This window comes from Cuniculiplasma divulgatum (genome assembly GCF_900083515.1).
In the GTDB taxonomy this organism is placed as follows: Archaea; Thermoplasmatota; Thermoplasmata; order Thermoplasmatales; family Thermoplasmataceae; genus Cuniculiplasma; species Cuniculiplasma divulgatum.
Window position 1 is genome coordinate 372,334 of record NZ_LT671858.1, and the last position, 24,653, is coordinate 396,986.

Sequence of the window (24,653 nt, forward strand, 5' to 3'; positions counted from 1 at the left end):
TTGTGGCTAACACGTTAGGCTTTTTGGTCGCAGGAGAGTGCCTAAAGGATTTAACTCTCCATAAAAATCAGTGAAGTATAAATCGTTTTCAACTTTCCACTTTTATCCATATTGCTGATAATTATAGAGGAAAGTATTGTCTCACATAAAGCAAGAAATCAAATTAAAAATGCCTCCGTAATTGAATTAAAAGAGAAAAAATTGATGAATAATAAAGAGACAGAAAAATATATATATATAAAACTATTATAAACATGTGAATATACGAAAGAAATTACTTGGAGTGGCTGCAGTTTTCATAGTCATCATGTTTTTAGGGATATCAATGCAGAGTTCAGTTGCATCCCATACGAACCATAAGCATACCATCAACATGTCAGATCAAGTATCAAAGGGAAAATATTTGATCCAGAATCCTTCCAACACATCGGATAATTTATCTAACCTATTCAATTCATGGCTCATGAATGATGAACATGCTGACACTCTGAGTGAAGGAAGAGCTATTAATTCTCATATGCTTGGAACTTCACAGGTTGAGGAACTGTTTCCAAAATTCATCAAGGATAATCCTGTGGCAATAAGCATGATCAATAAGATTACCAATAGGGAAAAGATCAGATTCAGAATGGAGAACCAGGAGGCAGGACTTAAATTTATTAATTACATAAAAGAACATCCTAAAATGCCTGTCAACACAGTGTTAACATTATCATCAAACAATTCAAGGTATTTTGTCACTAAGGCTTCAACAGCATCCTATCCTTCAGGATTTCCCACATGGTCAGGTGAATTCACAATGGTATCAGTAAATTATTTTGGCATATCATGGTGGTATCCTGGACCATGGTATGCTCCATGGGCTGGTCACTGGGGGACGCTAAACTATGGTGAACATGATACAATTAACATACTATATGTTGGTTCGGACGCTCAATATTGGTATAATCATATGTACAATACAATAAACACTATACAAACATATGATGCAGTCGGCGGATTCTTTACAGCATCAATATCTGCTTTAGGAGGTTATTATGGAATAGGTGCCATTGCTGGGGAAGTTGGATCAGCAATTGCTGGGATAATTGCAGTCGCTGCTATTTCAATATACGCAATTCAGAGTTATATGGCAAATCAATTACATACTATGTATGATTCAACCTATGCAAACCCAATTAAAGGAAATCCAAAATTTATGTGGGAATATTACGACATCAATTTCTTTTATCCGTGGATTACAGTAGTTGGAACCTTTGCATCATCATTTTCCTGGAATGGATATACTAACACAGGCACAGTTTCTATTTTCCCATACATACCCGTTATAGGTAATAACCCTGCATTTGTAGTTGTTTCGAGTGCTCTTTCAGGAGAGACACATAATATAGCAAGTAGATTAGGGTGGAATACATGGGGGGAATATTACGGGTGGCAATGGTGATTGATCTTCGGCTCTTCCAAACTCTGTGGGTATTTCCCTATACTCTTATTTTCCTTACTTTCAGAAAGGAAATCTCAAAGAAAAATGTGAATGGAATTTCCACAAAGCTACATAATATAGTTATAGTCGAGTATGCAACTATTCTGATTTTAGTTTCTATTGGGTGCCTGATTGCGATAATAGGTGGTCTTAATTATTTTTCAATTGTAAATCTGTCAATCACAGAGTACTGGGGCTCAGAGTTTGAATATTTAATGCTTATTGTAATCCTAATATCATTCTTTGAATATGTATTCTTTAGTCTCAACAAATATCTCTTAAAGTCCTCACGATCACCATATTAATTATTTCACATTTCCATTTTGCTTAATAAATACGATATCTGACGTGAATTCAATGGTATAATCCTCAAGATAATCTTTGAGGTACTTTATGTAAAGATTATTTCTCTTCACTGAACCGATTAATTTTTTTTGAAGTCTGAAGGGTCAATAAAATAAAATTTCATGTTAAAATTCCGATCTACAGTTGATTTTATGCCGTGTCAATAGAATCACAACCTATTTTCAGGATATCTTCTTAATGATCAGCAATAAGTAAAACTTCTCTTCTACCATTCTAAAAGCAAATTCTATCCACATCCTAATCTTATAAATTCAGGTTTCACAGCCTCAAATTTAAAAATTATATTTCATTGAAGCCTGGATAGATCGATATAATCACACATACCATCGACACTATAGAAACATGCAAAGCAGTTTAGGCCATTTTCAGAAAAATGGGTTCAGTAATTACAGGAATAATCCCAATCAATTTCATCTCAATATTTGAATACGTTTAATGAAACTGGTCTAAAGAGATGGTATTGGATAAGGATAGAAATTCATGCAGGTTAACATGAACTGTCTTAAAATTCTCAGGATTAAAGTTTCCAGAAGTATAGCTTCGACGAAATCTAAAAGTAAAAAAAGAATAGGATGAAGGAATATAAGGAAACATTGAACAGACCTCATATCATATTAAATATGGCACAGAGCATAAACGGCTACATCTCAAAAATTTCAGGGGAAAGGGCATATATATCATCTGAGGAGGATAACATAAGAGTCCAGACTCTAAGAAATAACTCAGATGGAATACTGGTTGGGTATAGAACAGTAATCAAGGATAACCCATCGCTGATCGCGCCTAACAATAAGAACTCAATTAGACTCATAATAGACCCACGCTGTAGTCTCACTCCAAATTACAGGGTAATGGATGGAAAGAGAAAAACCATAATACTTAACTCTGAAAAAAGTGAGAAATGTGAAGAAAATATAGAGTACGTAAACTGTGGTAAACCTTTCAATCTTGAAAAATCGCTGGAACTCATTTATGAAAAGGGAATTAGGTCAGTTCTCGTAGAGGGAGGCAGGGTTACAGCAGAGGCATTTCTGCAAAGAGGATTTGTAGACGAAATGTATATGTTTATTGGGGATCTGTTTCTCGAGGATGGCGGAATACTTTCTCCAACCACAGATAGGGAAATAAGAAATGTTATACTTGATGTGAGGATTATGAAAGGTGGGTTGTTGCTTAAGATTGACCCATCAAAATTTAAGAGGGAATGGAAATGAAAAGTAATGGATATATGAGACTGGACTGGGCTAGAACACACATGCCGGTTGTAAATAGTATACGTGATAGAATGATAAGAGAAAAGCCATTCAAGGGTGTCAGAATCGGCATGGCGCTGCACGTTGAAGCCAAGACGGGAATTCTTGCATTACTCATGCAGGAAGGAGGAGCTGATGTAACCATGTCATCCTGCAATCCTCTCAGCACGGATGATGCAGTTGTAAAATCCCTGAAGGAAGATTACGGAATGAAAGTTTTTGCAAGAAAGGGTGAAACAGAGGAAGAATATTACGAATATCTCAACAAGGTAATAGACAGTAGGCCACAGATAGTTGTGGATGATGGGGGAGATCTAGTTAAGCTGTTACACACCAGCAGATCAGAAATGAGAGAAGGCGTAATTGGAGGAAATGAAGAAACAACTACCGGTGTGAATAGGCTCAGGAACATGGAAAAAAAAGGTGATCTGAAATTTCCAATGTTTGATGTTAATGATGCATCAATGAAGCATCTGTTCGATAACAGGTATGGAACAGGACAGAGTGCACTTGATGGTATAATGAACGCGACAAACATACTTATTGCCGGGAAGAGGGTATCTGTCGTTGGATTCGGATACTGTGGCAAAGGAGTTGCACTGAGAATGAAAGGCATGGGTGCAAGGGTAACAGTAACAGAGGTCGATCCTGTGAAGGCCAACGAGGCAACAATGGAAGGGTATGATGTGATGCCAATAAAGGAAGCACTTAAGGTATCTGACATGGTTGTAACGGTGACTGGGGTTAAGTCCGTTGTTGATTTTGAAGCACTTTCAAACGCTAAGGATGGCATAATACTGTCTAATGCAGGACATTTCAACAATGAAATTGATCTGGATAAACTGGAGACGATGAGCAAAGAGAGTGAGCAGGTAAGAGATTATGTAAAGGGATACACACTGCAGAATGGAAAAAAGATTTACGTTATAGCCGATGGAAGGCTGGTAAATCTTGCCGCAGGACAGGGACACCCAGTGGAAATAATGGATATGAGCTTCGCAATACAGGCACTTACAGCAGAGCATCTCCTAAAGAACCACAAGAGTCTTGAGAACAAGGTATATCCGGTACCATATGAGGTAGATCAGGATGTTGCCAGGATCAGGTTGGAAAGCATCGGAATCAAAATTGATCAGCCAACTGAAGAGCAGATCAGATACAGTGAATCATGGGAGGAAGGCACGTGAGTAAAAGGAAGTCTGTTGTTCTCATAATAATGGATGGTCTCGGAGATAGGCCATCTGCAAAACTTCACAATAAGACCCCAATGGAATCAGCCTATATGCCAAATTTGAACAGGATGGCCCGTAATTCCATATGTGGTCTTATGCATCCTTTCAGGGAAGGAGTTGTATGCGGGTCTGATACATCTCATTTATCCATACTGGGATATGATCCAGAGAAATATTACACTGGAAGAGGTCCCTTTGAAGCACTGGGGCTTGGGATGAAAGTGGAACCGGGAGATATTGCATTCAGGGCAAACTATGCCACAAGAGATGGAAAAATTATAACCGATAGAAGAGCAGGGCGTATAGATAAGAGTACTGAGCAATTGAGTAAGGATATATCATTCAAGATTGATGATGTTACCATACAGGTTGCTTCAGGTGTTGAGCACAGGGCAGCCCTACTCATGAAGGGTCAGGGTCTCTCTGATAAGGTCAGGGATACGGATCCACATGAAGTAGGTAGGGAATATAACGAACCTGAATTCATCGAAGAAGAGGGAAGAAAGACATCCTACATATTGAAAAATTATATGAAAAGAATGCGGTCAATACTTGACTCTCACCCATTTAACCTGGATCTGATCAGCAAGGGAAAGCTACCAGCAAACGAATTACTCATTCGTGGAGCTGGAAGTGCGCCAAAACTCGAACCGTTCGAGAAAAAGTATGGAATGAAGGCAGGATATGTTATCGGAATTCCAATGATTAAGGGACTTGCTGAGATGATAGGGATGGAGAAGATCGCCGTTGATGGGATCACTGGTAGCACAAATACAAACTATATGGGAAAAATTAAAGCTGTGGCAGAGGGAGTGGATAATTACGAATTCATTCTGGTAAATATAAAAGCTACTGATGTTGCTGCACATGATAAGAATCCGCTACTAAAGAAAGAGGTAATGGAGAGAATCGATGAGGCAATGGAACCCCTGCTGGGTCTTAGGGACAGGGCGCTGTTCATCCTTACCGGAGATCATTCTACATCATCCGTAAATGGCGAACATACTGGGGATCCAGTTCCCATTATGTTTTATGGAGATGGATTAAACAAGAGGGAAAGTGAAGCATTCAATGAAAAGTCATGTTCAAAAACAGGTTTTTCCCTTAGAGGATTAAACGTAATGGATTATGCTCTACAGCTTACTGACAGACTTGAAAAATATGGGGCATAGGGTCCAGGCAAAGTGACAGCTTAATCCTGAACTTAATTTAAAATAAGATGTCTTCATTATATTTCTATAATTGAGGCAGAACAAAGTAATTATCAAGATTTTGCAAGATTTTCCACATCATGAGATAGTTTCTCTGATCTTTTCAAATCTGAAGAATGGGTGAACAATCTTATAATAGGCTCTGTACCAGATGGTCTGGCAAGTATCCAATCATGGCCATTTCTTAACTTGATGCCATCCATTAAGGATATTTCCCACTCAGCATATTCATTCTTGAGTCTTTCCACCAGCGAGCTAAAATCAGATTTTGCGGGAATTGTCTTTCTTGTAATGTAAAATTGTGGAAGTGTGTCGATTAAGGTTTTTAGATCCTTATGTTCCTTGGCCATTATGTCCATAATTATTCCAAGGGACATGGCCCCATCCCTGCAGTACTGATGATCTCCATAAATTATGCCTCCATTCTCTTCCCCACCCAGTCTTGCTTTTTCCTGAATCATTGTCCTGGAAACTATAGGTGCTCCAACCTTTGTTCTTATAACCGTTGCCCCTTCTTTCTTGCAAACTTCCTCCAGTGCATCTGAGGAACTGACAGGTGTTACAACCTTCTCTCCTTTTTTAATATAATATTTCACGAAAAGCGTTAATGTTTTATCGCCATCGATAAAGTTTCCTTCCGAGTCTATGAAAACAGCCCTATCCGCATCTCCATCATGGGCAATCCCAAAATCAAAGCCTCCTGATCTTACGAGATCTATCAAATACTTCAGATTAGCAGGTTTCGGTTCTGACTCTCTTGACGTGAAGAGACCATCTGGATTTGCATTAAGCGTAACCACAGTTGCTCCAAGTCTTGAAAGCAGTTCAGGAGTGGTAAGGTATGCGGCTCCATTTCCAGTATCCACTGCAACTCTGAACCTTCTTTCCCTTATTTTGGTAACATTTATCATGTTCATAACTCCATTAACGTACAGATCGAATCCTGAGTTATCATGAAAACTTCTTGCAATGTTGTTCCAGGTTGATACATTGAACGTTTTTGAATAATATATCTCTTCAATTTTCTCTTCTTTTGTCCTCTCAAGTTCAGTCCCATCACTGTCAATGCACTTAATCCCATTGAACTGAGGGGGATTGTGAGAGGCAGTTATCATCACTCCTGGTAATGCATGTTTCTTGCAGTAATACTGAATAGCTGGGGTTGGCAAGACACCAATCATAACTGTTTCTGAACCTGTAGATAAGATTCCAGAATTTACTGCATTTATTATCATATCTCCAGAGAGTCTGTTATCTGAACCAATTACTATCTTTCCATTAAAAAATGTTCCTATGGCCTTACCTATCATCATGCAGAATTCTGGGGTAAGATCTTCGTTGGGAATCCCCCTTATACCATTAGTGCCGAACAATCTTTTATTTTTAGGATCTTCACTCATAATACCCTATGGGCTGGTTCTATTTTAAAATTATATCATTTGTATAGGCTATATCTGTTTCCTCTCCAGGCAATCTCTTTGGTTTTGGATCCAACCACAAGATTCCAAACATAAAAGAATGGAAGGAGAATCTGTACCAGTATGTATATAGCCTGTTTGCTTCGCAATCTTTTGAACATCTTGATCTCGTTCATTATAAGAGGAATGAAAAGCACAAGGAAGTAAGCAGAAACAAACACCGATAGTAATATGGCTCCTATAAATAGTAGGGCTGAGGAACCGTAGAGCAGGATTCCTATATAATATGCATTTCTGCTTTTACTCAGAAGGAGTGAAGTCTGTCTTATGGACCATTCCCTGAATACATGCCAATCGTCTGGAGAGTTTATGGTAACCACGCTTTCGGGAACATATGCTACTTTCTTTTCCCTCGCCCTGCAAAGATCTGTTATAGCCATGTCGTCAGAAACAGCTTCGGCGAAATCATTTAGACTCTTCTCATCAAACAGTCCTTTTCTGAATGCAAGAGAGCCTCCCCAGCCGAATACTGTAATATCTGACTGCATCATACCAACTCCAACAAACCCCCAAGCGGTTTTAAATTTAGACCAGAAACCATTTTTTGGCTCAAAGTATGGGAATGTTGTTGATATACCGTTAGATTCATCTATTAGTGGACGAAGTAAATTTAAAAGCCAGTTTCTGTCTGCAAGCACATCAGAATCAACAATTACATATGCATCATAATCGTCAAACTTTCTTAGGGCTGTTGCTATTGCCCTTACTTTTCCACTCCCACCTGATTGGCACTCGTTAATAACATATTCAATTCCATTACTCCTGATATGATCAGTTGCCGGATCATCTTCTGAGTCTATAACCGCCATGATTTTGTAGTTTCCATAACTTTGATCCTTTAGGGATTTCAGATTTTCATCTAATGTGTAGTCAACTCCCTTGCATGGGAGTATCACGAGAGTTTTAAAATCCGGTGTACCAATGTATTTTTTCCTAAACTTTCTAGGAAGTGAAAGATAGAGTTGAGACAAAAAAATTAAAACAATAAGGGCAAGGATAAAATAATATATACCTTCGATTAAATAATCTAGTATTAGCTGGGTCATTTCCTGGTTTAAACTAGACTCATGTCTTCTGCGTCTACCTGACCAACTCCACTTATGCCTCTTAGAATCTCCTCGATTTTATCCTGCTGTCCTTCATCATCTCTCACGACAACTTCAAGGCTTATTTTTTTCAATCCAAAGGCAATTTCCTTGATCTCAAGGTTAGATATTCTGCACTGATCTTTCAGGGAACCTTTAATTTTTTCAGACATCTGGTTTAAATCAGAGTCAGACTCTTCGGGCAAAACTGAAAATGTAATTGCAACATCCGCCATATTAACTACCTCACGGTCCCGTAAAGTTACATTTCTCGCATGTATAAGGTGTATTGTGCTCTCTGCAATTTCTGCATCTTCCTATAATGTTTTCCCCACAGTTAGGGCAGTCGAATATGGAATAGCCCTCACCAATCAGACCTTTACCGCATGAACTGCAATCTTCTTTGTTTCCCATTGAACATCCTCTTAATCGGTCATAATTTCAATTTCTTATATACATTTATTGTTTAAATCCAGTTTCATTCCATTGGATATCAACTTATACACAGTGAGAGAATTTTTAATCGACTAATACATGTACCTCTATGTTCTTACAGGTATCTAGCTCAAAGAAGTCAGATAGTTCAATCGAGGCAAAGGCATATACTGTTAGCGAAGTGCCACCTTACCTTGCTGTTCTAATAAAGCCACAACCTGGTATATGGGATGAACTTATGGATATGGATATCATGTTTATCAAATTGAGAGAAAAGAAACTGATTGAGGTCAAAATAAAGCAACGTATAGAAGTTGGAGAAAACTCAATATTTTTTGTCACATCTGACGATGAAGATTTTAAGGAAATATGTGGTGAACTTTCATAATGTTTCCAAAAAAGTTCCTGAATCAGAACATAAGGATAATAAAAGGAAAGATTTACACAGCTTCTAATTACAGGGACAGTGTATATGGAGAAAGACAATTGAAGATGAATGGGGAAAACTACAGACTCTGGGACCCAAAAAGAAGCAAGCTTTCCGCTGCAATATACAATGGGTTCTCAGGCATGCCAATACTGGAAGATTCTGAAATTCTCTATCTGGGTGCCTCTTTCGGAACTACAGTTAGTCATATATCAGATCTTTCACCAGATGGACACATATTCGCAGTAGAATTTTCTCCTGAGCCATTTTCTGGACTTTTAAGACTTGCAGAGAAAAGAAATAATATTTATCCTGTACTTTCAAATGCCAGGAATCCTGATAGATATTCTTTCTTTATGGAACGGGATCCGGAGATAATATACCAGGACATATCTCAGCGTGATCAGATCTCAATTCTCTTCAATAATCTTGATTGCTTTAACCACTGGCAGCACGCAATTTTTATTTTAAAGGCAACATCTATAGATTCCTCAATGAAGCCTTCAGAGATTCTTAATGAGGTTACAGGGCTTTTGAAAAAAAGAGCAGGAATTCATATAATCTCCATAACAGATATTTCTAATTACCATAAAGGTCACTTTCTTTTGTTTCTGGAAAATACCAATTAAATTGAAAAGTAGTTATTTTCACCAATATTAGGTTTTAAAAATTTTTTAACATATTATTGTGAAGTTAAAAAATGCATATTGCCAAATAGTCTGAGATACCTAAATATGTAAAATTCTTTAAAAGCCTGATAAAAAAGATGAGAATAATTTAAGATAAGGATAGAATAGGGGGAATATGGATAATGAAATAGAAAGCGAAGGTCCATTTCAACTGGCATTTTTTAAGGAAAATGATTTTCACAGAAAACAATGCATATCATGTAAAAACTTTTTCTGGACTCAGAGTTCTGACAGGGTGACATGCGGCGATCCTCCATGCGACTCCTATGGTTTCATTGGAAATCCTGCTGGTAAAGGGCCTCTATCACCTGATCAGGTAAGGACAGAATTCATAAATTATTTCTCAAAGGATCATAGATACATAAAGCCGTACCCGGTGGTTCCAAGATGGAGAGATGATGTTCTACTGGTTAATGCCTCAATCTATGACTTTCAGCCTCATGTAACTTCTGGATTAGTCCCGCCACCAGGAAATCCGCTGGTCATGTCACAGCCATCTATCAGAATGAATGATCTGGACCTGGTAGGAGTTTCCGGTAGGCACTTAACATGTTTTGAGATGCTATGTCATGATAGTTTCAATAACAGCAGGGAAAGCCATTACTGGAAGGAGGGAACCGTTTCCAGATGTGATGGTTTTCTCTCTGAGGTAGTTGGAATAAAACGGGGAGAAATATCATACAAGGAGAAGCCATGGTCAGGTGGTGGAAATGCAGGGGATGCCCTGGAAGTTTTCGTTAGGGGTCTAGAGGTTGGAACTCTGGTTTTCATGGATTTAAGAGAAGATCCAGAAGGTCCCATAGAAATAGAAGGTTCAACCTATTCAAAGATGGAAATGAATATAGTTGATACTGGGTACGGGCTGGAAAGGATAAGCTGGGTTACTCAGGGTTCACCAACAGTATACGACTCAACATATGGAAGCGTTATCTCTCATATACTCACCAGGTCAGGGGTTGAGATGGAAAACATCTCAGAAATGGGAGCAATAACTCAGATCTATTCCTCTGATCCAGACAGATTGCCCTCTGAGATAGAGAAAGAAGTTAGGAAGGTAGTAAGAGACGATCTGTCGTTCAGCTGGGATCATGTAGAGAAAATAAGACAGGCATATGTACTTGGAGACCACGCACGGTCTATATTACTTCTTTCAAGGGACTACGTTATTCCAAGTAATGTAAAGGTTGGTTATCTTTTCAGATTACTTCTCAGAAGATCTTTCAGGGCAATAGATCATCTTCATTTCAAAGGCTCACTGATGGAAATAATAAAACTTCAGGCATCAAACATGAAAGGTATAGTAGATGATTTTCCGGAACAATTCCTTCAGGAAATAATTGATGAAGAAAGAGATAAATATGAAAAATCTCTTGAAAAGGGTATTGAGATCGTTAAGAGGATTCTTAAGAAAAAGGGGGCAATGGACTTCAGTGATCTGGAAATGCTCTATGATTCCCACGGGCTGGTTCCTGATTTTGTATCACAGATTATGAAGGAACAGGGAAAGGAATTAATAATTCCGCCTGATTTCCACGCAAGGATAGTTGAAAGGCACACAGGAAAGGAAAAAATAATCAAGGCTAAGGAAGAAGTTTCCATATTCAGAGGCCTCGAAACAAGGCCACTTTATTATGACGACCCAAACATGCTTGAATTCACCTGTATTATACTTGATTCTTCAGATGATTTAATAGTAACCAACCAAACCGCTTTCTATCCAACAGGAGGTGGCCAGCCATTTGACACAGGATATTTCCAGGTTGGTTCAAAGAAATACAGTGTAATAGATGTTTATAAGGATGGGAATGCAGTTGTTCACAAAATAGTTGGTCATATAGAAAAGGGCACAAGAGTAAAAGGATATGTTGATGGAACACGACGAAAACAGCTAATGGTTCATCACACATCAACTCATCTACTGCTTGGAACACTGAGAAAGCTACTGGGAGAACAGGTCTGGCAGGCAGGGGCCCAGAAGGGTGTGGAATCCTCAAGGATTGACATTACATATAACGGAAAGATCACAGACGAAACCATCAGGCTCATAGAACATGAATGTCTTGCAAGAATTACCGAGAACAGGAAGGTAACTTCAAGATTCATGGACTGGAACAAAGCAATAGAAACTTATGGGTTCAGACTTTTTGAAGGTGGCGTTCCACTATCCGGGAAGCTTAGAGTCGTGGAGATCGAGGGTGTTGATGTTGAGGGGTGTGGAGGAACTCATCTATCTGGCACGGGAGAAATTGGATTTTTAAAGATTCTAAAGGTCGAAAGCATTCAGGAGGGCATATTTAGATTCACATTTGCCGCAGGAAATGCAGCACTAAACTATGTTGAAAGTATAGAATCGGATCTGACCAGGATAAAAAATATAGTAAGATCAACGGAGGACACTGTTCAAAAAGTGGAAAAGAGTATAGAAGAACTTATTCGCTTAAGAGAAGAAATTACAGTGGCAAACAAAGAAATACTAACACATCTCTTTGATTCTGCAAGAAAGTTGGTCTTATGTGGAACTAATGCATGGATAGTAGATTTGGAAAAAGATGAATTGTTAAAACTTGCAGTGCCCATTGCCCTGAGCAAACCAGATTCTTTTATTCTCTCCACAAAAGAAAAAAAGACTGTTGTTGGAAGGAATAAAGACGAACTTCAAAAGATAGTAAAATGTATATCAAAAATTGAGTGGGACGGTAAGGGTCAGGTTATCCCTATTGGTTTAAATCAGTTGAAAAGTGAAAATTTAATAAACTAAATTTAGCATAACGAGTATATATATGGCTGGCAGCAGAAATCAGGATGAGGAAGAAATAAGAATATTCTCATCTTTTTTCACGATACTCAAGGTTGAAAGGGATAACAACATCCTTACTTTCAAAATACCTGAAAGTGAGTACAGCAGCAAAAAATTCGAGCAACTTTACAATGCCATGAAAGAAAGAGGGTTTTATTCATATACAAATGGAAAAGGGGAGATCATTTCTTTCAAGAAGGTAAATAACAAAAATAGAACATACCTGAAATTTCTACTTATAATCCTTACGATTCTATCCATAATATATGCAGGTTATTCATATTCAAACAGTTATTATTCCGGGATGAGACCTATTTCGATCTTATCACTGAGCATCCTTTACTTCGTTCTTCCAGTGATATCAATTCTCATAATGAGGGAATTACCGAAATATCTTATCATGAAGAGCAGGAAGCAGAAATACTCTATACCTCTTTTTGTCCCAAACCCATTTCTGATGGGAACAATGGGAATAATAAATGCACCTGATGAACCCTATATGAATTCCGATGATGAAATCCTGGCAGGGTTCTTTTCCCTCGTTACGGGTTTCATAATTTCAACTATTTTTCTAACCGTGGGATATCTCGGTTTATCATTATACACAGGTGCCAGCTATGTTACAAATGGAACAACAAGCATTATAAACATACCACTTCTCATCCAGATGATTACAGGTCATCTCATACCAAATTCTGGATTTCTGGACCCTATCAGCCTTGCAGGCTGGTCAGGGTTAATTTTCACATCATTCAATTCATTCCCAATTGGACTAATGGATGGTGGTATGATACTATCTGGATTTAACAGGTCTTTCAGAAAGAACGTTTCATATATTTTCATTACAATAATGATATTTATTTCTTTTACGTATCTTGCATGGTTGATTCTCCCAATGTTCCTTGCATTTCTTGGTATGGGAACAATTGAGCCAGTAGATACAAATTATCTGAGGGCGAGTAAGAAGGCATTTGTGGCCATAGGGATAGCAATGGCTCTTGCCATTATAGGCCTCACTCCCTATCCACTTCACCTATCCAGTCCAGAAATGGGCGTATTCTACAACGAACAGTGGGATGTTTCTTTGAACGGCTCTCACTCCATGAGCTATTATGATATCATCATATCAAATTATGGTCAGAATAGCATTAATCCGGGGTTTTCCGTGTCACCTGCAATGGGAATATCAATCTCAACAAATAACACTCTTATAAAACCGGGGGAGATGAATACTTTCCATATTGGAATAAATACAACATCCGCTCCGGCCGGTTTAAACCGCGCTGATCTGAGGATCTATGTGGGCAGTTCCGATAGATCTATCTCTCTTATATTTTTTAAAATTGATCCAGCAGAAAATATAGAGATGCAGTATCCTTCAGCTTCCATATCTAACAGGACGGCATTTATAGAAAATGTGACAGTATATAACACTGTAAATGCGAATGTTTCTGAGAATATCCTAATTGGTGCGCCTCAAAGCTGGCATTACGATGTACTTGTTAGCAACACCACAAGGTTCACAAATTCTGTGCCACTGGAACAGAATGGATCCTATAGTTTTGGTACCTACCAGATCCAAAAGCCAACTCAGAATGGTCCAAGCTTTTTAAGTATCAGAATTTATTCAAAGTATCTGCCTGAATCGAACATTTATTTTGCTGTTTATAATAGCACTTATTACGGAAAAATGATGATGATGGAGAAGTGAACATATGAAGATAGGTTTCATGATAAATCCGAGAGCGGGTGAAGGTCTTTTTTACAGGACAAATGGATCAGATAGGTTAAGCACGAATTCAGATCAGAGCTATTCCATATCCAGAGCCATGAGATTTCTGGATAATCTGAACAGGTATTATGTTTTCCTGACTGCATCAGGAAATATGGGAGAGGATGCGCTATTGACTTCTGGGTTTGATAACGTGGAAGTCATATATAAACACGGGGAAGTTACAGATCGCCAGGACACCATTAATTTTGTTCGTGAAGCAGAAAAGAGATGTGATATAATTCTGTTCGCAGGAGGAGATGGAACTGCTGGAGATATTCTATCTGTAAATCCTCAAATTCCTATTCTTGGAATTCCCGCAGGAATGAAGATGTACAGCTCTGTATTTGCCAAGGACCCAGAGGAGGCAGCAGAACTTCTGGATCAATTTGATTCAGGTAAAGCAGTCGTAGTAGATTCTCTCATAGAAGATGCAGATGAAGATAAAATGATGGAGGGAAAACTCCTGATTAAAAGAATTGGAACAGTCAGGTCAATATCATCTGAAACTCATTATCACGATCCAAAAATAGTTTCATATGAATGGACAGAAGATAGTATTACAGAATATGTTAAGGATACCATGGATTCTTCCTATTACTTGATGGGGACTGGAACAACATGCAAGAGGATTATGGAGAATATGGGTATGAGTACATCAATGTTTTCAGTAGATCTCATTAAGGACAAAAAACTAATAAAAAGTAATTATTTTCCTGAAGATTTAGACAAATTTGTAAAGGAAGATGCAGAACTGAAAATAATTGTATCTCACTATGCAGGGAGTGGGTTCTTTCTGGGTAGAGGAAACAGACAGATCGACGCGAGGGCAATCAGGAGGGCCGGAAAAAAAAATATTATTATTATATCCTCCGAGACGAAATTATCAACAACAAAGGGATTAAGATTTGATGTGGATGGAATAAGTCCGGATTTTTTTGGAAAATATGTGAAAGTAATAGTAGGTTATGAAAGGTTTAGAATGATTCCGGTGCTTTAATAATACAGTTTAAATGTCTAATTTTAATGGCTGTTGGTTAAATGGAAAAAACATTTGCAGACCTTTCAAAATATGTTAAGAGATCACCGCCTTTCTGGTTATTGATAACTGTCCTTCTAATCATATTTTTCCTTGAATTTTTGAATTCAAGAAGTCTTTTAATGTCTTTTTTCATGATACCGGTTACCGCGGTTATTACAATAACAATAGACCAGATATTCTCAAAATATTTTAAATCTCATCTCAATCTAAAGAAAAACCTCTTCCTCTTTGTGCTAACCTTCTTCATGTTCTTCATAATTTATATCATTCTTGACCTGATATTTCCTTTTTTTAGCACACAGAATATTGCCATTTCCCTTTCATTTGTTTCTTTCTTCAGATTTCTTGTGTTTTACGTCTACCTATCTGACAATGACAGGATCAACTATCTCAACTCTCTAAGCCTCACACTTTCATTTATACCATTTTTCCTGTTCTACGTTGATTATACAGTAATGGCTGAAGCCATCCTGTACAGTCTAATTTCAGCGTATCTTTCTTATTTCTTTGTTAACAGGGCAACATCTACTTTTAGAAGTGAGTTTCATGAGGAACCAAGACAGTTGATTAAATTCTTCCTTTATAGTGCAACAAGCAAGAAGTACTATGACGTTGGAGACAGATTCTTCAAAAGGATGTATTCAGAGCAGAGAACAGTTCCAGTGAATTTCATAAGAGTATTGAATGAAAAAGAAGAAAATGTTGTGACTATGGTGTTTCCATATATACATCCTGGACCATTTGGGTTGATTGGAACCAGTGATTTACCAGGAAGGTTGCAGGAGAGACTAACGGATCTAAATTCGGAATTCATGGTATTCCACACAAGTACAACAAACAATAACAACTGTTCAGGGAATGAGGACATAGATGCAATTGCGAACGCCATAAGGAATTCATGGAATGGGATTTCCCAGTCAAAGATGATGTCACGAATCGTATCGTTGAAATCTTCAGGAATAATCCTTGATGGAATGAGATTTGGCAACTTTGGTTTCCTCGCACTCAATCCTGACAAGGTAAATTTTGATGATATACTTCTCACTGAAGGGGAAAAATTATGGAATTATATTGAAAAAGAATTCAATCTTCATTTCTCAATTCTGGACGGACAGAACAATTTTTCAAAAGGAGCAAAGGAGATAACTGATACCAATCCATATTTCAGATCTTCCTCAAAACTGGTTTCAAGAATGAATGACAAGTACAGAGGAAAAGCAGGTTATTCTAGGAGCGTCTTGAATTTGAATTCTCTCGGAAAAATGGGAATACAGGCAATTGTATTTGATTATGGAGATAAGAAAAATGCAATTCTCCTTACAGATTCTAACAATATAACTGGAGACCTTATGAAGGAAATAAGGGAAGGAGCAAAGCATATGGTCGATTACATTGCCATATATACTACTGACAATCACATTGTGAATCAGGGATCACTAGATATGAATCCACTGGGTGAGAAAGACGATGTTGAAAGGATAAAAAATGTGGCAATTAAAGCTATTGAGGATGCAATTGACCATATTCAGGATGTATCGTTCGTATATGGGCACGTAGATGTAAATGTAAAAATGGGGAGTGAAGATTCATACAGAACACTCATGAATACTGTTTTTGCATCCCTTAGGAAGGCAAAATATTATGCAGCATTTAGTGTTTCATTGACATTCCTAATTCCATTCATCCTTTCCATAACTGGATTCATTTACAAAATTCCCTTTATAAGATGACTGTCTTCTGAGGTATAGATCAAGCAGGGAGAGTGCTGTCACACATTTAACCACCGGGACAGCCCTTATTGCTATGCAAGGATCATGCCTCCCCTGAACTCTTACGGTTGTATTATTCCAGTTTTTTATATCTACCGTTTCCTGTTCTTTTCTAATGGAAGAAGTGGGCTTGAATACAGTTCTAAATTCAATATCGTTTCCATAGGTTATTCCTCCAAGAATTCCACCGTTGTGATTTGACAGTGCCTTTACTTTTTCATCCTTCATACGGAACAAATCATTGGATGTGCTTCCATTCATCCTTCCTAACTGGAATCCATCACCAAATTCAATGCCCTTAACTCCTGGGACAGAGAACATTAAGTGTGATATGACCGACTCTACAGAATCAAAAAATGGTTCACCAATTCCAGCAGGAACATTTTTCACAACAGTCTTTACAATGCCACCGGTACTATCACCCTGGGACTGTAAGTGTCTAATAAGTTCATCAGCCTTATCATCAGATACGGAATCCGGAATCCTTGACTTGGTTCCATAGACTTCCAAATCATCATAGAACCTGTCTTCCTTAATTCTTATATCTCCCATGCTCTGTAAATAGGATGAAATCTGGATGTCTTTTTCAGCAAGTAACTGGATTGCTATGGATCCTGCTGCAACCAGTGGTGCAGTCATTCTTCCTGAAAGAAAACCTCCGCCTGAATAATTTCTGAATGGTCCATACTTGAGAAACAGACTCAGATCTCCATGTCCTGGCCTGGGCCTTTCCCTTAACTCATCATAATGTCTTTCAATGACATCTTTGTTTCTTATAAGCATGGTAATTGGCCCTCCATCCGTGTAACTGTTATTAATTCCCGAAATAAACTCCACATTATCTGTTTCCTTTCTCTGGGTGGTAAGTGAACTCTGTCCAGGAGCCCTTCTTGTCATCCACAGATTAACAACATTCTCATCCACTTTGAAACCTGCGGGTATACCATCAAGAATGCAGCCTACTGAGGAACCATGGGAAGATCCAAATATTGAAATGGAAATTCTGTCCTTAAATGTAAAACTCATTAAGGAATGAAATACATATAGTCATAATAGACTTTTCACGGGTATCTAGGAGAGATAAACCCCCATCCTCAATTATTAGGGAGCCTTTTTCCCTCGACGGTTGAAATGAGCATCTCAAGTATCTTACCTCTTATTATTGATGGATCAATGGTGTTAAACTCTCCCTTTATTAGAATCACATATGTATTTAGAGTTGTTTCATCAATTGCCAGAAAAGGTTCGTTTTTTAACTCTGACATCTGTTTGAGGTTTTTCAGTATATCATCCTTCACAAGTTCAAACTTCAAATATTTTGGAATTTCATATCTCACCTGTACAACTGGTGTTTTTGAAGTAATTCTATAGGCACCCTGTGTTAGGACATTATTCGCTATCTTTACTACTTCTCCTCCGTCTGTAACCAGAGTAGTATAATTTATGCTGATATCCTTTACCTTCCCAACAAATCCGTTGTTATAAAGGAAATCGCTCGAAAAATATTTTGGGGCTACCACTGCAAAGGATATGCTAAATTGCCAGGCATGGATCCAGACCCTGTCACCTATCTTAAAGGGACGGGTGAGGATAAGAAGTAACCCTGCAAACTGATTAGCAAGAACACTCTGAGATGCAAGACCAATAACTGCAGCAAGGAACGTGCTTCCAAGTATGATTGATGAAATATCGATTCCGAAAGAAGCAATTACTGCCAGTGCTATTATGAAATATCCCACCATACGGACCATGAATACTATGGGGTGCAGTGTTGCCTCATCCATGAACCTTCCAAGGACCCTTCTTATGTATGTGAGCACAATTCTAATAACAACATAGGAAATTATTGCTATAATCGCAGCATCAATGAACTTTGAATAAGCTGGAGGTATTATTTTCAATATTTGAGTTACAACAAAAACAACAATAAGAAGACCAGCAAGCAGGACGATTAGTGATCCCAGTGCAAGGAAACGGTCTTTTTGCTTCTTATTATCCATCGCTGATTAATGCTTTTTTCCGTTAAATACTTTTTAATGAAGAGTAATTTGTTAAAACACCCATATGAGTCCTCAATTGTGACAAACGAATATAAAGTAGTCAGGCTGTTTCTGGAAAGTATAACTTGGTTTTTCCATTCACAAATGGTCTTACTATGGTACCAACTTTAAGGCTATGGTAACCCATTACATGAATTATAACATTATTTTCACCACATATTCTGACTGCATCCGGATGAATAATTCCACCCTTAATAGAATATTTTGTTGCCTCTTCATAGTCCATTTCACCAATGGGTGATATTGAACTGATCAGCCTTGGATCAGTTCTATAGATCCCATCAACATCCTTGAATAAAATAAGCTTATCTGCTCCGAATTTGACTGCAAGGACTGAAGCCACATAGTCACTGCTATTTCTTCCAGCTATTGCAACCTTTCCAAATTCATCAAGTCCATAGAATCCAGTGGTTATTATTGTTTTTTTGCCGAGATATTCTTCTAATTTTTCATTTCGAAGTTGTATGGATCTATCGAGATCAATTTTATTCACATCATCTACTCTCCTGATTAATATTCCAGTTTCTATGGAATCCATGTAAATCGCATCATAATGATCTTCCAAATATATCGTGCAGACAGCTCCGGAGATCTGCTCTCCAAGTGATACATAAAAATCAATGTTGCATTCATCTACTTTTTTTGTGAAATCTCCTACGCCTGAAAATCTCATCAATGACAGTATCCTGTTAAATATGAAATCTTCCGTTTCAAGATTCCTCTTAGACAGCTCTTTTGAATATCTCCTAATAAGAGCCTCGACGTATTCTGATCTATGCAGACTGTAATAGGCACCATACAATGCATCAGTCACTCCCTTGAAAGCACTCACAACTATTACATTAAATGGCCAGATCTTTGATATTTTATCAAGCTGACCCAGAGAATCTATGTCTGTAAGACAAGATCCTCCAACTTTCATGACACTAACACTCAAGAAATTGCCCCCCTCATCTTTGACACTATCTCAGCATTGAGAATTGAGGCACCTGCTGCCCCTCTTACCAGATTGTTAACCAGAATTATTAGAGATATATATTTCCCAGAAACTCTTATCCTGCCGACCTTTACCTGCATTTCCTTCAGGACATCATCCGAATTGGAATCAAGAAGCGGTTGAGGTCTATCATTACCCGGGACAAACATGATACTCTCTTTAGGAAGAGTTGGAAAATGTCCTTTCAGGGAACCATTTCCATAGTTTTTGATTTTATTCAGCACCAGTTTCTCATCAACATCTTCCCTCACCTCTACAGTGGCTGAGATTATATGACCAATCTTAACTGGAACCCTTGTCGCCGTAGCACTTATGTTTAAGGATGATTCATGCATCTTACCATTACTGATCTTCCCAAAAATCTTCTTCGTTTCTTTTTCTAGCTTCCCTTCTTCTCCATTTATGAAAGGAATTACATTAGCGAGTATGTCCATAGAAGGAATACCCGGATAACCCGCCCCACTGATTGATTGAAGAGTAGTTACGGTTAAATGCTGTGGCATCAGATCAAAAATTGGATCAATTCCAAGACTCAATCCGATTGTACTGCAGTTTCCGTTAGCAACTATAAATCCATCATCTTCATTTATCACATTCAGGTGGTCACTGTTTATCTCTGGAACTACCAGGGGAATAGCTTCATTCAGTCTGTTAGCAGAAGCATTGGTAAAAACCCACTGACCATGTTTTGAAAGTTCTAGCTCAATCGGACCAGCATTCAGATCACTGATTGCACTGAACACTATATCATGTTTTGCATTAACTATATTCTCAACGGTAGAATCCTTAACCGTCAGTTCATTAGATTCTATGGATCCTGCTTTCATCAATAATCCAGCGGAATTCTTTGAAGCATAAATGCCATCTACCCTAAACCATGGATGATTTTCAAGAAGTTTAAGAAAAGTCTCACCAACCAGACCGGTACATCCCAACACACCAACACTGAGTTTATCCATTCTAAAACCTCTGATAGGAACAACATTCTGGATGAAAATTACCTACAGTAATATCTACCACATTAGAATGTAACAACCTTTTAATTTTTCTGCTTTCTCTGTAATATCTATCTGAATTAATGAAGGTCTTCTGTTCCATTTGTACATGGATTTTTCTTCTATATTTCTTATTTTTCTCATAACTTATGATTACAGGTAATTCTATAATCTATAAATTCATCTATATATAAGTAAAACTTTAATTCACCCAGTGGATGTGATTTAATGAAAGATGAGTTTAAAATAATAACAAGGGAAAAGAAAACCTTCGAAAATGGACTATCAGAGATAATAGCAATCGAATTCAGGGAACCGACCATGATCAAATTCGAATCGGATGAACCACTAAAGGATGGTGAATTGCTTGAGGTAAGGGGGAGTTATGTTTATCATAATGGCATTCAAATTGGAAAAATTAAGATCATGAAATCTGCGAATGATGTGAAAGCAAACCATAATTTTGACATAAAATATACAGGAGGATACTCGCTCGATGGTACGACAATATTTCTGGATGAGCATTTTCCGGAGGAAATTGAAGTGGAGAATAAAAAAATCAACACAATGCTAACCATAGGCTATCACCATGAACTGCCAGAAAAGTGGTTATCCGATGAAAAATTTGAATATCCTTATGCTCATGAAAAGGCCACAGGGATAGAGAAAGAATTTGTAGAATCACTTGGTGTTACATGGAAAGGATACTGTTCAGTTGTGGACAGAAATCTAAGAAACGTATATTCAAAAACACTGGAAAAATCTCCACCATCACTGGACCTTGCTCCCTACCTTTACTGCAGGGATAAGGAAGCACTGAATGAAATCAGGAAGAGTTCTCCAGAATAGAGGTTTTACTCAGAGGTTTTAACTTCATTATGCAGGAAGACGAACCTTGTCTGATTGAAGCTTCTTGCAATTTCAAGATCCTCAAGTCGTTCTCTTTTCATCTTTCTTCTTATCCTGTTTACCGTAATTTTCATGTCCCTGAAGTAGTGGTTTATGTTAAAATAAACCTCAGCTTCAGTTATCTTTATGGGACATTCACCAGTGTAGTTCAATGTTCCCATAGGATCCTCCGGATTAATAACCACCATTGCAGATCGTCCTATGAAATACCTGTGAATGATACCTCCTCTTATAATTCTGTAGGCTTCCTTTGCATTTACCCTGGAATAAGCCTTCCCTGCAAAGCCGAGATATGACTGAAAATTCTTGTTTGACTGCCCGGTACCAAACACAATGTTTTCGGTCTCACCATTAATTATCCTTCCCATCGCTCCAAGTACTTCAGAGTATGCAAAGAGTGAAATAATGGAAGTGTTTGGTAACCCATTTCTTATATTTATTGATATATCTCTGTACATGCTTTTCTTTACAACATCTTCAAAAAAATCCGACATATTCAATTCTAAGACGATCTCTCTAAGCGAAAACTGTTATTAATCTCTTTCCTGTTTTTGCATCAAGTCTACTTACACCTGGAAGTTAAAGATATGTTGATTTTGAAAATAGAAACAGTAATAACTTTATTGAATATTATGAAACGATGAAAGGAATAATCCTTCACGGAGGCACCGGGACAAGACTCAGGCCACTCACATACTCCGATGTTAAACAGCTGCTTACAATTGCTGGAAAACCCACCAGTGAATACGGTCTTTTACAGATGGTTGACATTGGGATTAAAGATATAGGAATAGTCATAGGCAAAATAGGAGGAGAAGAGGTTAAAAAGTATTATGGGGACGGATCGAAATGGAACTCATCTATCGAGTACGTTTTTCAGGAAAAACCACTTGGTATTGCTCACGCCATATCTCTGTGCAGGAATTTAACCAAGGATGATGACTTTCTTGTTTACCTTGGGGATAATGTGATTCAGGATGATCTCAGTGAATCATACGAGAAATTTCAAAAGGAGAAATATGACGCATTTCTTATTCTAGTAGAGGTCAAGGACCCATCCAAGTATGGTGTAGCAGAAGTAAATGGAAATCTAATTACCAATTTAAGGGAAAAGCCAAAGGATTCAAAGAGCAATCTTGCTGTTACTGGAATTTACTTTCTGAGAAGCTCTGTTTACAAATATATTGAAAAGCTGGTACCATCAGCCAGAGGCGAATATGAAATAATGGAAGCAATGCAATCAATGATCCTAGATGGAAAGAAAATAGGATACAAAATCATAAAGGGGTGGTTCAAGGACACTGGAACAGTGGAAGATTTCATTGACTGTAATATGCTCGTTCTGGAAAGTATAAAGGGTAACAATGACAGGGAAAACCAGAATATCAAGGGCAGAGTTGAAATGGGTTCAAATCTGATAATTGACTCTGAAACAAAAATACTCGGACCATGTTATATAGGAAACAACGTGAACATAACCAATTCTTTCATTGGTCCATATACAAGTATAGGAGACGGTTGCTCAATAAAGGGAATTGATATAGAGAATTCAATAATTATGGAAAATTGTAGGGTAGAGTTTGAGGATGGTAGAATAATTTATGAAAGCATAATTGGTCCCTCATGTTCAATCAAATCAGGAAATTCCAAGACAAAAAGAACAAAATTGGTACTTGGACGTGACTCAAAGGTGGAACTCTAAATGAAAGTATTAATAACAGGATCTACAGGCCAGCTTGGCTCGGAAATGGTGAAACTGTTTGACGATGTTGTATCTTCAGAGAGAAAGTTACTGAACCTTGAAAATCCATCTAAAGTTTATGAGATCCTTGATAGAATCAAACCGGCAATGATCATAAATTGTGCAGCTATGACAGATGTGGATGCTTGCCAGACTAACAGGGAAAGGGCTTACAACATAAATGCAGCATCTCCTTCGGTAATGGCAACGTATGCAATTAAAAATAACATAAGATTCATTCATTTCTCAACGGACTTTGTCTTTAACGGTGAGGCAGGAAATTATTCTGAAGATTCTGTACCTGATCCAATAAATTATTATGGAATGAGCAAAATAATGGGGGACATGGCAGTTGAATCTGTACCCAATCATCTCATAGTTAGAACATCTGGTGTTTATGGTGTTAAGAACAACTTTCCAGTTGTGGTTTATAAAAGGCTAAGGGATGGAAAGGAGGTGAGGGTGATAGATTCATACTACTCACCAATACACTCTAAAAATTTGGCCAGGGCAGCATCTGAACTAATTAAAAGCAACTTCAGTGGTAGGATAAACATAAGTGGTGAACGCATTTCAAGAAAAGATTTTGCACTCAGAATTGCTGATTTTTTCAGACTGGATTCTTCAAAAATTATAGAAAGTCAGGAATTTTCGGGGCAAATTGCCAGGAGACCTAGAGATTCGTCTCTGAATATTGATGAGGCAAGATCTGTTCTGAAATGGGATTTTTATAGCGTGAAGGCCAATCTTTCCCAGATGGATGTGAAGAATCTATCTCTTTAGCATTCCATAATTTGTTTGGTTATGGAACAAATTAATTACATTAAATCTAAATAGAGTTTTAAGCTATATAAAAAATGATATATTTTCTATATACCTCTATATATGTTTCTTTAAATACTAATAATTTTTA

At 37.7% G+C, this 24,653-nt stretch carries 23 protein-coding genes; 14 read left to right on the forward strand and 9 right to left on the reverse strand.

Going from position 1 to position 24,653, the window contains the following annotated elements; translation table 11 throughout:
• The first annotated feature begins 256 nt into the window (after positions 1-256).
• The 5 genes from CSP5_RS01870 to CSP5_RS01890 all read left to right on the forward strand — a co-directional run bounded on the left by CSP5_RS01870 (position 257) and on the right by CSP5_RS01890 (position 5,506).
• Entirely contained in the window at positions 257-1,444 is a 1,188-nt protein-coding gene (locus CSP5_RS01870) for a hypothetical protein (RefSeq protein WP_145983907.1), read from the forward strand.
• Positions 1,432-1,788 (forward strand): hypothetical protein, encoded by a 357-nt coding sequence (locus CSP5_RS01875; protein ID WP_145983908.1) that lies wholly within the window; start codon positions 1,432-1,434, stop codon positions 1,786-1,788. Before CSP5_RS01870 ends, CSP5_RS01875 begins: the two co-directional genes overlap by 13 nt.
• A 633-nt stretch (positions 1,789-2,421) precedes the next feature.
• A complete protein-coding gene (locus CSP5_RS01880) occupies positions 2,422-3,063 on the forward strand; it encodes a RibD family protein (RefSeq protein WP_021789137.1) in 642 nt (213 codons plus the stop codon).
• Positions 3,060-4,289, forward strand: a complete 1,230-nt coding sequence (locus tag CSP5_RS01885; RefSeq protein ID WP_021789136.1) for an adenosylhomocysteinase — start codon at positions 3,060-3,062, stop codon at positions 4,287-4,289. The genes CSP5_RS01880 and CSP5_RS01885 overlap by 4 nt, the downstream gene beginning before the upstream one ends.
• On the forward strand, positions 4,286-5,506 hold the full coding sequence (locus CSP5_RS01890) for a 2,3-bisphosphoglycerate-independent phosphoglycerate mutase (protein WP_171970411.1): 1,221 nt from the start codon (positions 4,286-4,288) through the stop codon (positions 5,504-5,506). The genes CSP5_RS01885 and CSP5_RS01890 overlap by 4 nt, the downstream gene beginning before the upstream one ends.
• A gap of 92 nt (positions 5,507-5,598) precedes the next feature.
• On the opposite strand, the gene glmM is transcribed toward CSP5_RS01890, so the two are convergent.
• Genes glmM through CSP5_RS01910 form a run of 4 tightly spaced genes read right to left on the reverse strand, consistent with a single transcriptional unit; the run spans position 5,599 to position 8,522 of the window.
• The gene (glmM, locus tag CSP5_RS01895; protein WP_021789134.1) at positions 5,599-6,945 is read right to left on the reverse strand and encodes a phosphoglucosamine mutase; all 1,347 of its coding nucleotides are present in this window, start codon (positions 6,943-6,945) and stop codon (positions 5,599-5,601) included.
• A 35-nt stretch (positions 6,946-6,980) separates the two neighbouring features.
• A complete protein-coding gene (locus CSP5_RS01900; protein ID WP_021789133.1) occupies positions 6,981-8,069 on the reverse strand; it encodes a glycosyltransferase in 1,089 nt (362 codons plus the stop codon).
• An 8-nt stretch (positions 8,070-8,077) separates the two neighbouring features.
• Complete coding sequence (locus tag CSP5_RS01905; protein WP_021789132.1) at positions 8,078-8,344, reverse strand: elongation factor 1-beta; 267 nt, start codon at positions 8,342-8,344, stop codon at positions 8,078-8,080.
• Positions 8,345-8,354: 10 nt separating this feature from the next.
• Entirely contained in the window at positions 8,355-8,522 is a 168-nt protein-coding gene (locus tag CSP5_RS01910; RefSeq protein WP_077075915.1) for a zinc finger domain-containing protein, read from the reverse strand.
• Positions 8,523-8,652: 130 nt separating this feature from the next.
• Between CSP5_RS01910 and CSP5_RS01915 the strand changes: the two genes are divergently transcribed.
• The 6 genes from CSP5_RS01915 to CSP5_RS01940 all read left to right on the forward strand — a co-directional run bounded on the left by CSP5_RS01915 (position 8,653) and on the right by CSP5_RS01940 (position 16,999).
• Positions 8,653-8,931 carry a hypothetical protein gene (locus tag CSP5_RS01915; protein ID WP_021789131.1) on the forward strand — a complete coding sequence of 93 codons (279 nt, stop codon included), beginning with the start codon at positions 8,653-8,655 and terminating at the stop codon, positions 8,929-8,931.
• A complete protein-coding gene (locus tag CSP5_RS01920) occupies positions 8,931-9,599 on the forward strand; it encodes a fibrillarin-like rRNA/tRNA 2'-O-methyltransferase (RefSeq protein ID WP_021789130.1) in 669 nt (222 codons plus the stop codon). The genes CSP5_RS01915 and CSP5_RS01920 overlap by 1 nt, the downstream gene beginning before the upstream one ends.
• Positions 9,600-9,774: 175 nt before the next feature.
• Complete coding sequence (gene alaS / locus CSP5_RS01925; RefSeq protein ID WP_083705191.1) at positions 9,775-12,417, forward strand: alanine--tRNA ligase; 2,643 nt, start codon at positions 9,775-9,777, stop codon at positions 12,415-12,417.
• 22 nt (positions 12,418-12,439) lie between these two features.
• On the forward strand, positions 12,440-14,167 hold the full coding sequence (locus CSP5_RS01930) for a zinc metalloprotease (protein ID WP_021789128.1): 1,728 nt from the start codon (positions 12,440-12,442) through the stop codon (positions 14,165-14,167).
• A 4-nt stretch (positions 14,168-14,171) separates the two neighbouring features.
• Positions 14,172-15,227 carry an ATP-NAD kinase family protein gene (locus CSP5_RS01935; RefSeq protein WP_021789127.1) on the forward strand — a complete coding sequence of 352 codons (1,056 nt, stop codon included), beginning with the start codon at positions 14,172-14,174 and terminating at the stop codon, positions 15,225-15,227.
• A gap of 41 nt (positions 15,228-15,268) precedes the next feature.
• Positions 15,269-16,999, forward strand: coding sequence for a DUF2070 family protein (locus tag CSP5_RS01940; RefSeq protein WP_077075917.1), 1,731 nt, complete (start codon positions 15,269-15,271; stop codon positions 16,997-16,999).
• Here CSP5_RS01940 and aroC read toward each other — a convergent pair.
• The 4 genes from aroC to asd form a co-directional block, all read right to left on the reverse strand.
• Positions 16,940-18,064: a chorismate synthase gene (gene aroC, locus CSP5_RS01945; RefSeq protein WP_021789125.1), complete on the reverse strand. Its 1,125-nt coding sequence runs from the start codon at positions 18,062-18,064 to the stop codon at positions 16,940-16,942. The two genes, CSP5_RS01940 and aroC, sit on opposite strands and share 60 nt — an antisense overlap.
• A 68-nt stretch (positions 18,065-18,132) precedes the next feature.
• Positions 18,133-19,038: a mechanosensitive ion channel family protein gene (locus tag CSP5_RS01950; RefSeq protein WP_021789124.1), complete on the reverse strand. Its 906-nt coding sequence runs from the start codon at positions 19,036-19,038 to the stop codon at positions 18,133-18,135.
• A 100-nt stretch (positions 19,039-19,138) separates the two neighbouring features.
• On the reverse strand, positions 19,139-20,035 hold the full coding sequence (locus tag CSP5_RS01955) for an amino acid kinase family protein (RefSeq protein WP_077075918.1): 897 nt from the start codon (positions 20,033-20,035) through the stop codon (positions 19,139-19,141).
• On the reverse strand, positions 20,032-21,054 hold the full coding sequence (asd, locus tag CSP5_RS01960; protein ID WP_021789122.1) for an aspartate-semialdehyde dehydrogenase: 1,023 nt from the start codon (positions 21,052-21,054) through the stop codon (positions 20,032-20,034). The genes CSP5_RS01955 and asd overlap by 4 nt, the downstream gene beginning before the upstream one ends.
• Positions 21,055-21,318: 264 nt before the next feature.
• On the opposite strand from asd, the gene CSP5_RS01965 reads away from it, so the two are divergent.
• Complete coding sequence (locus CSP5_RS01965; protein WP_021789120.1) at positions 21,319-21,939, forward strand: hypothetical protein; 621 nt, start codon at positions 21,319-21,321, stop codon at positions 21,937-21,939.
• 5 nt (positions 21,940-21,944) lie between these two features.
• Here the strand turns inward: CSP5_RS01965 and CSP5_RS01970 are convergent, their stop codons facing one another.
• Positions 21,945-22,493, reverse strand: coding sequence for a hypothetical protein (locus CSP5_RS01970; protein WP_021789119.1), 549 nt, complete (start codon positions 22,491-22,493; stop codon positions 21,945-21,947).
• Between the two features lie 146 nt (positions 22,494-22,639).
• Between CSP5_RS01970 and CSP5_RS01975 the strand changes: the two genes are divergently transcribed.
• Both CSP5_RS01975 and CSP5_RS01980 read left to right on the forward strand, forming a co-directional pair.
• Positions 22,640-23,701, forward strand: a complete 1,062-nt coding sequence (locus tag CSP5_RS01975) for a glucose-1-phosphate thymidylyltransferase (protein ID WP_021789118.1) — start codon at positions 22,640-22,642, stop codon at positions 23,699-23,701.
• The gene (locus CSP5_RS01980) at positions 23,702-24,523 is read left to right on the forward strand and encodes an SDR family oxidoreductase (RefSeq protein WP_021789117.1); all 822 of its coding nucleotides are present in this window, start codon (positions 23,702-23,704) and stop codon (positions 24,521-24,523) included.
• Positions 24,524-24,653 lie beyond the last annotated feature (130 nt).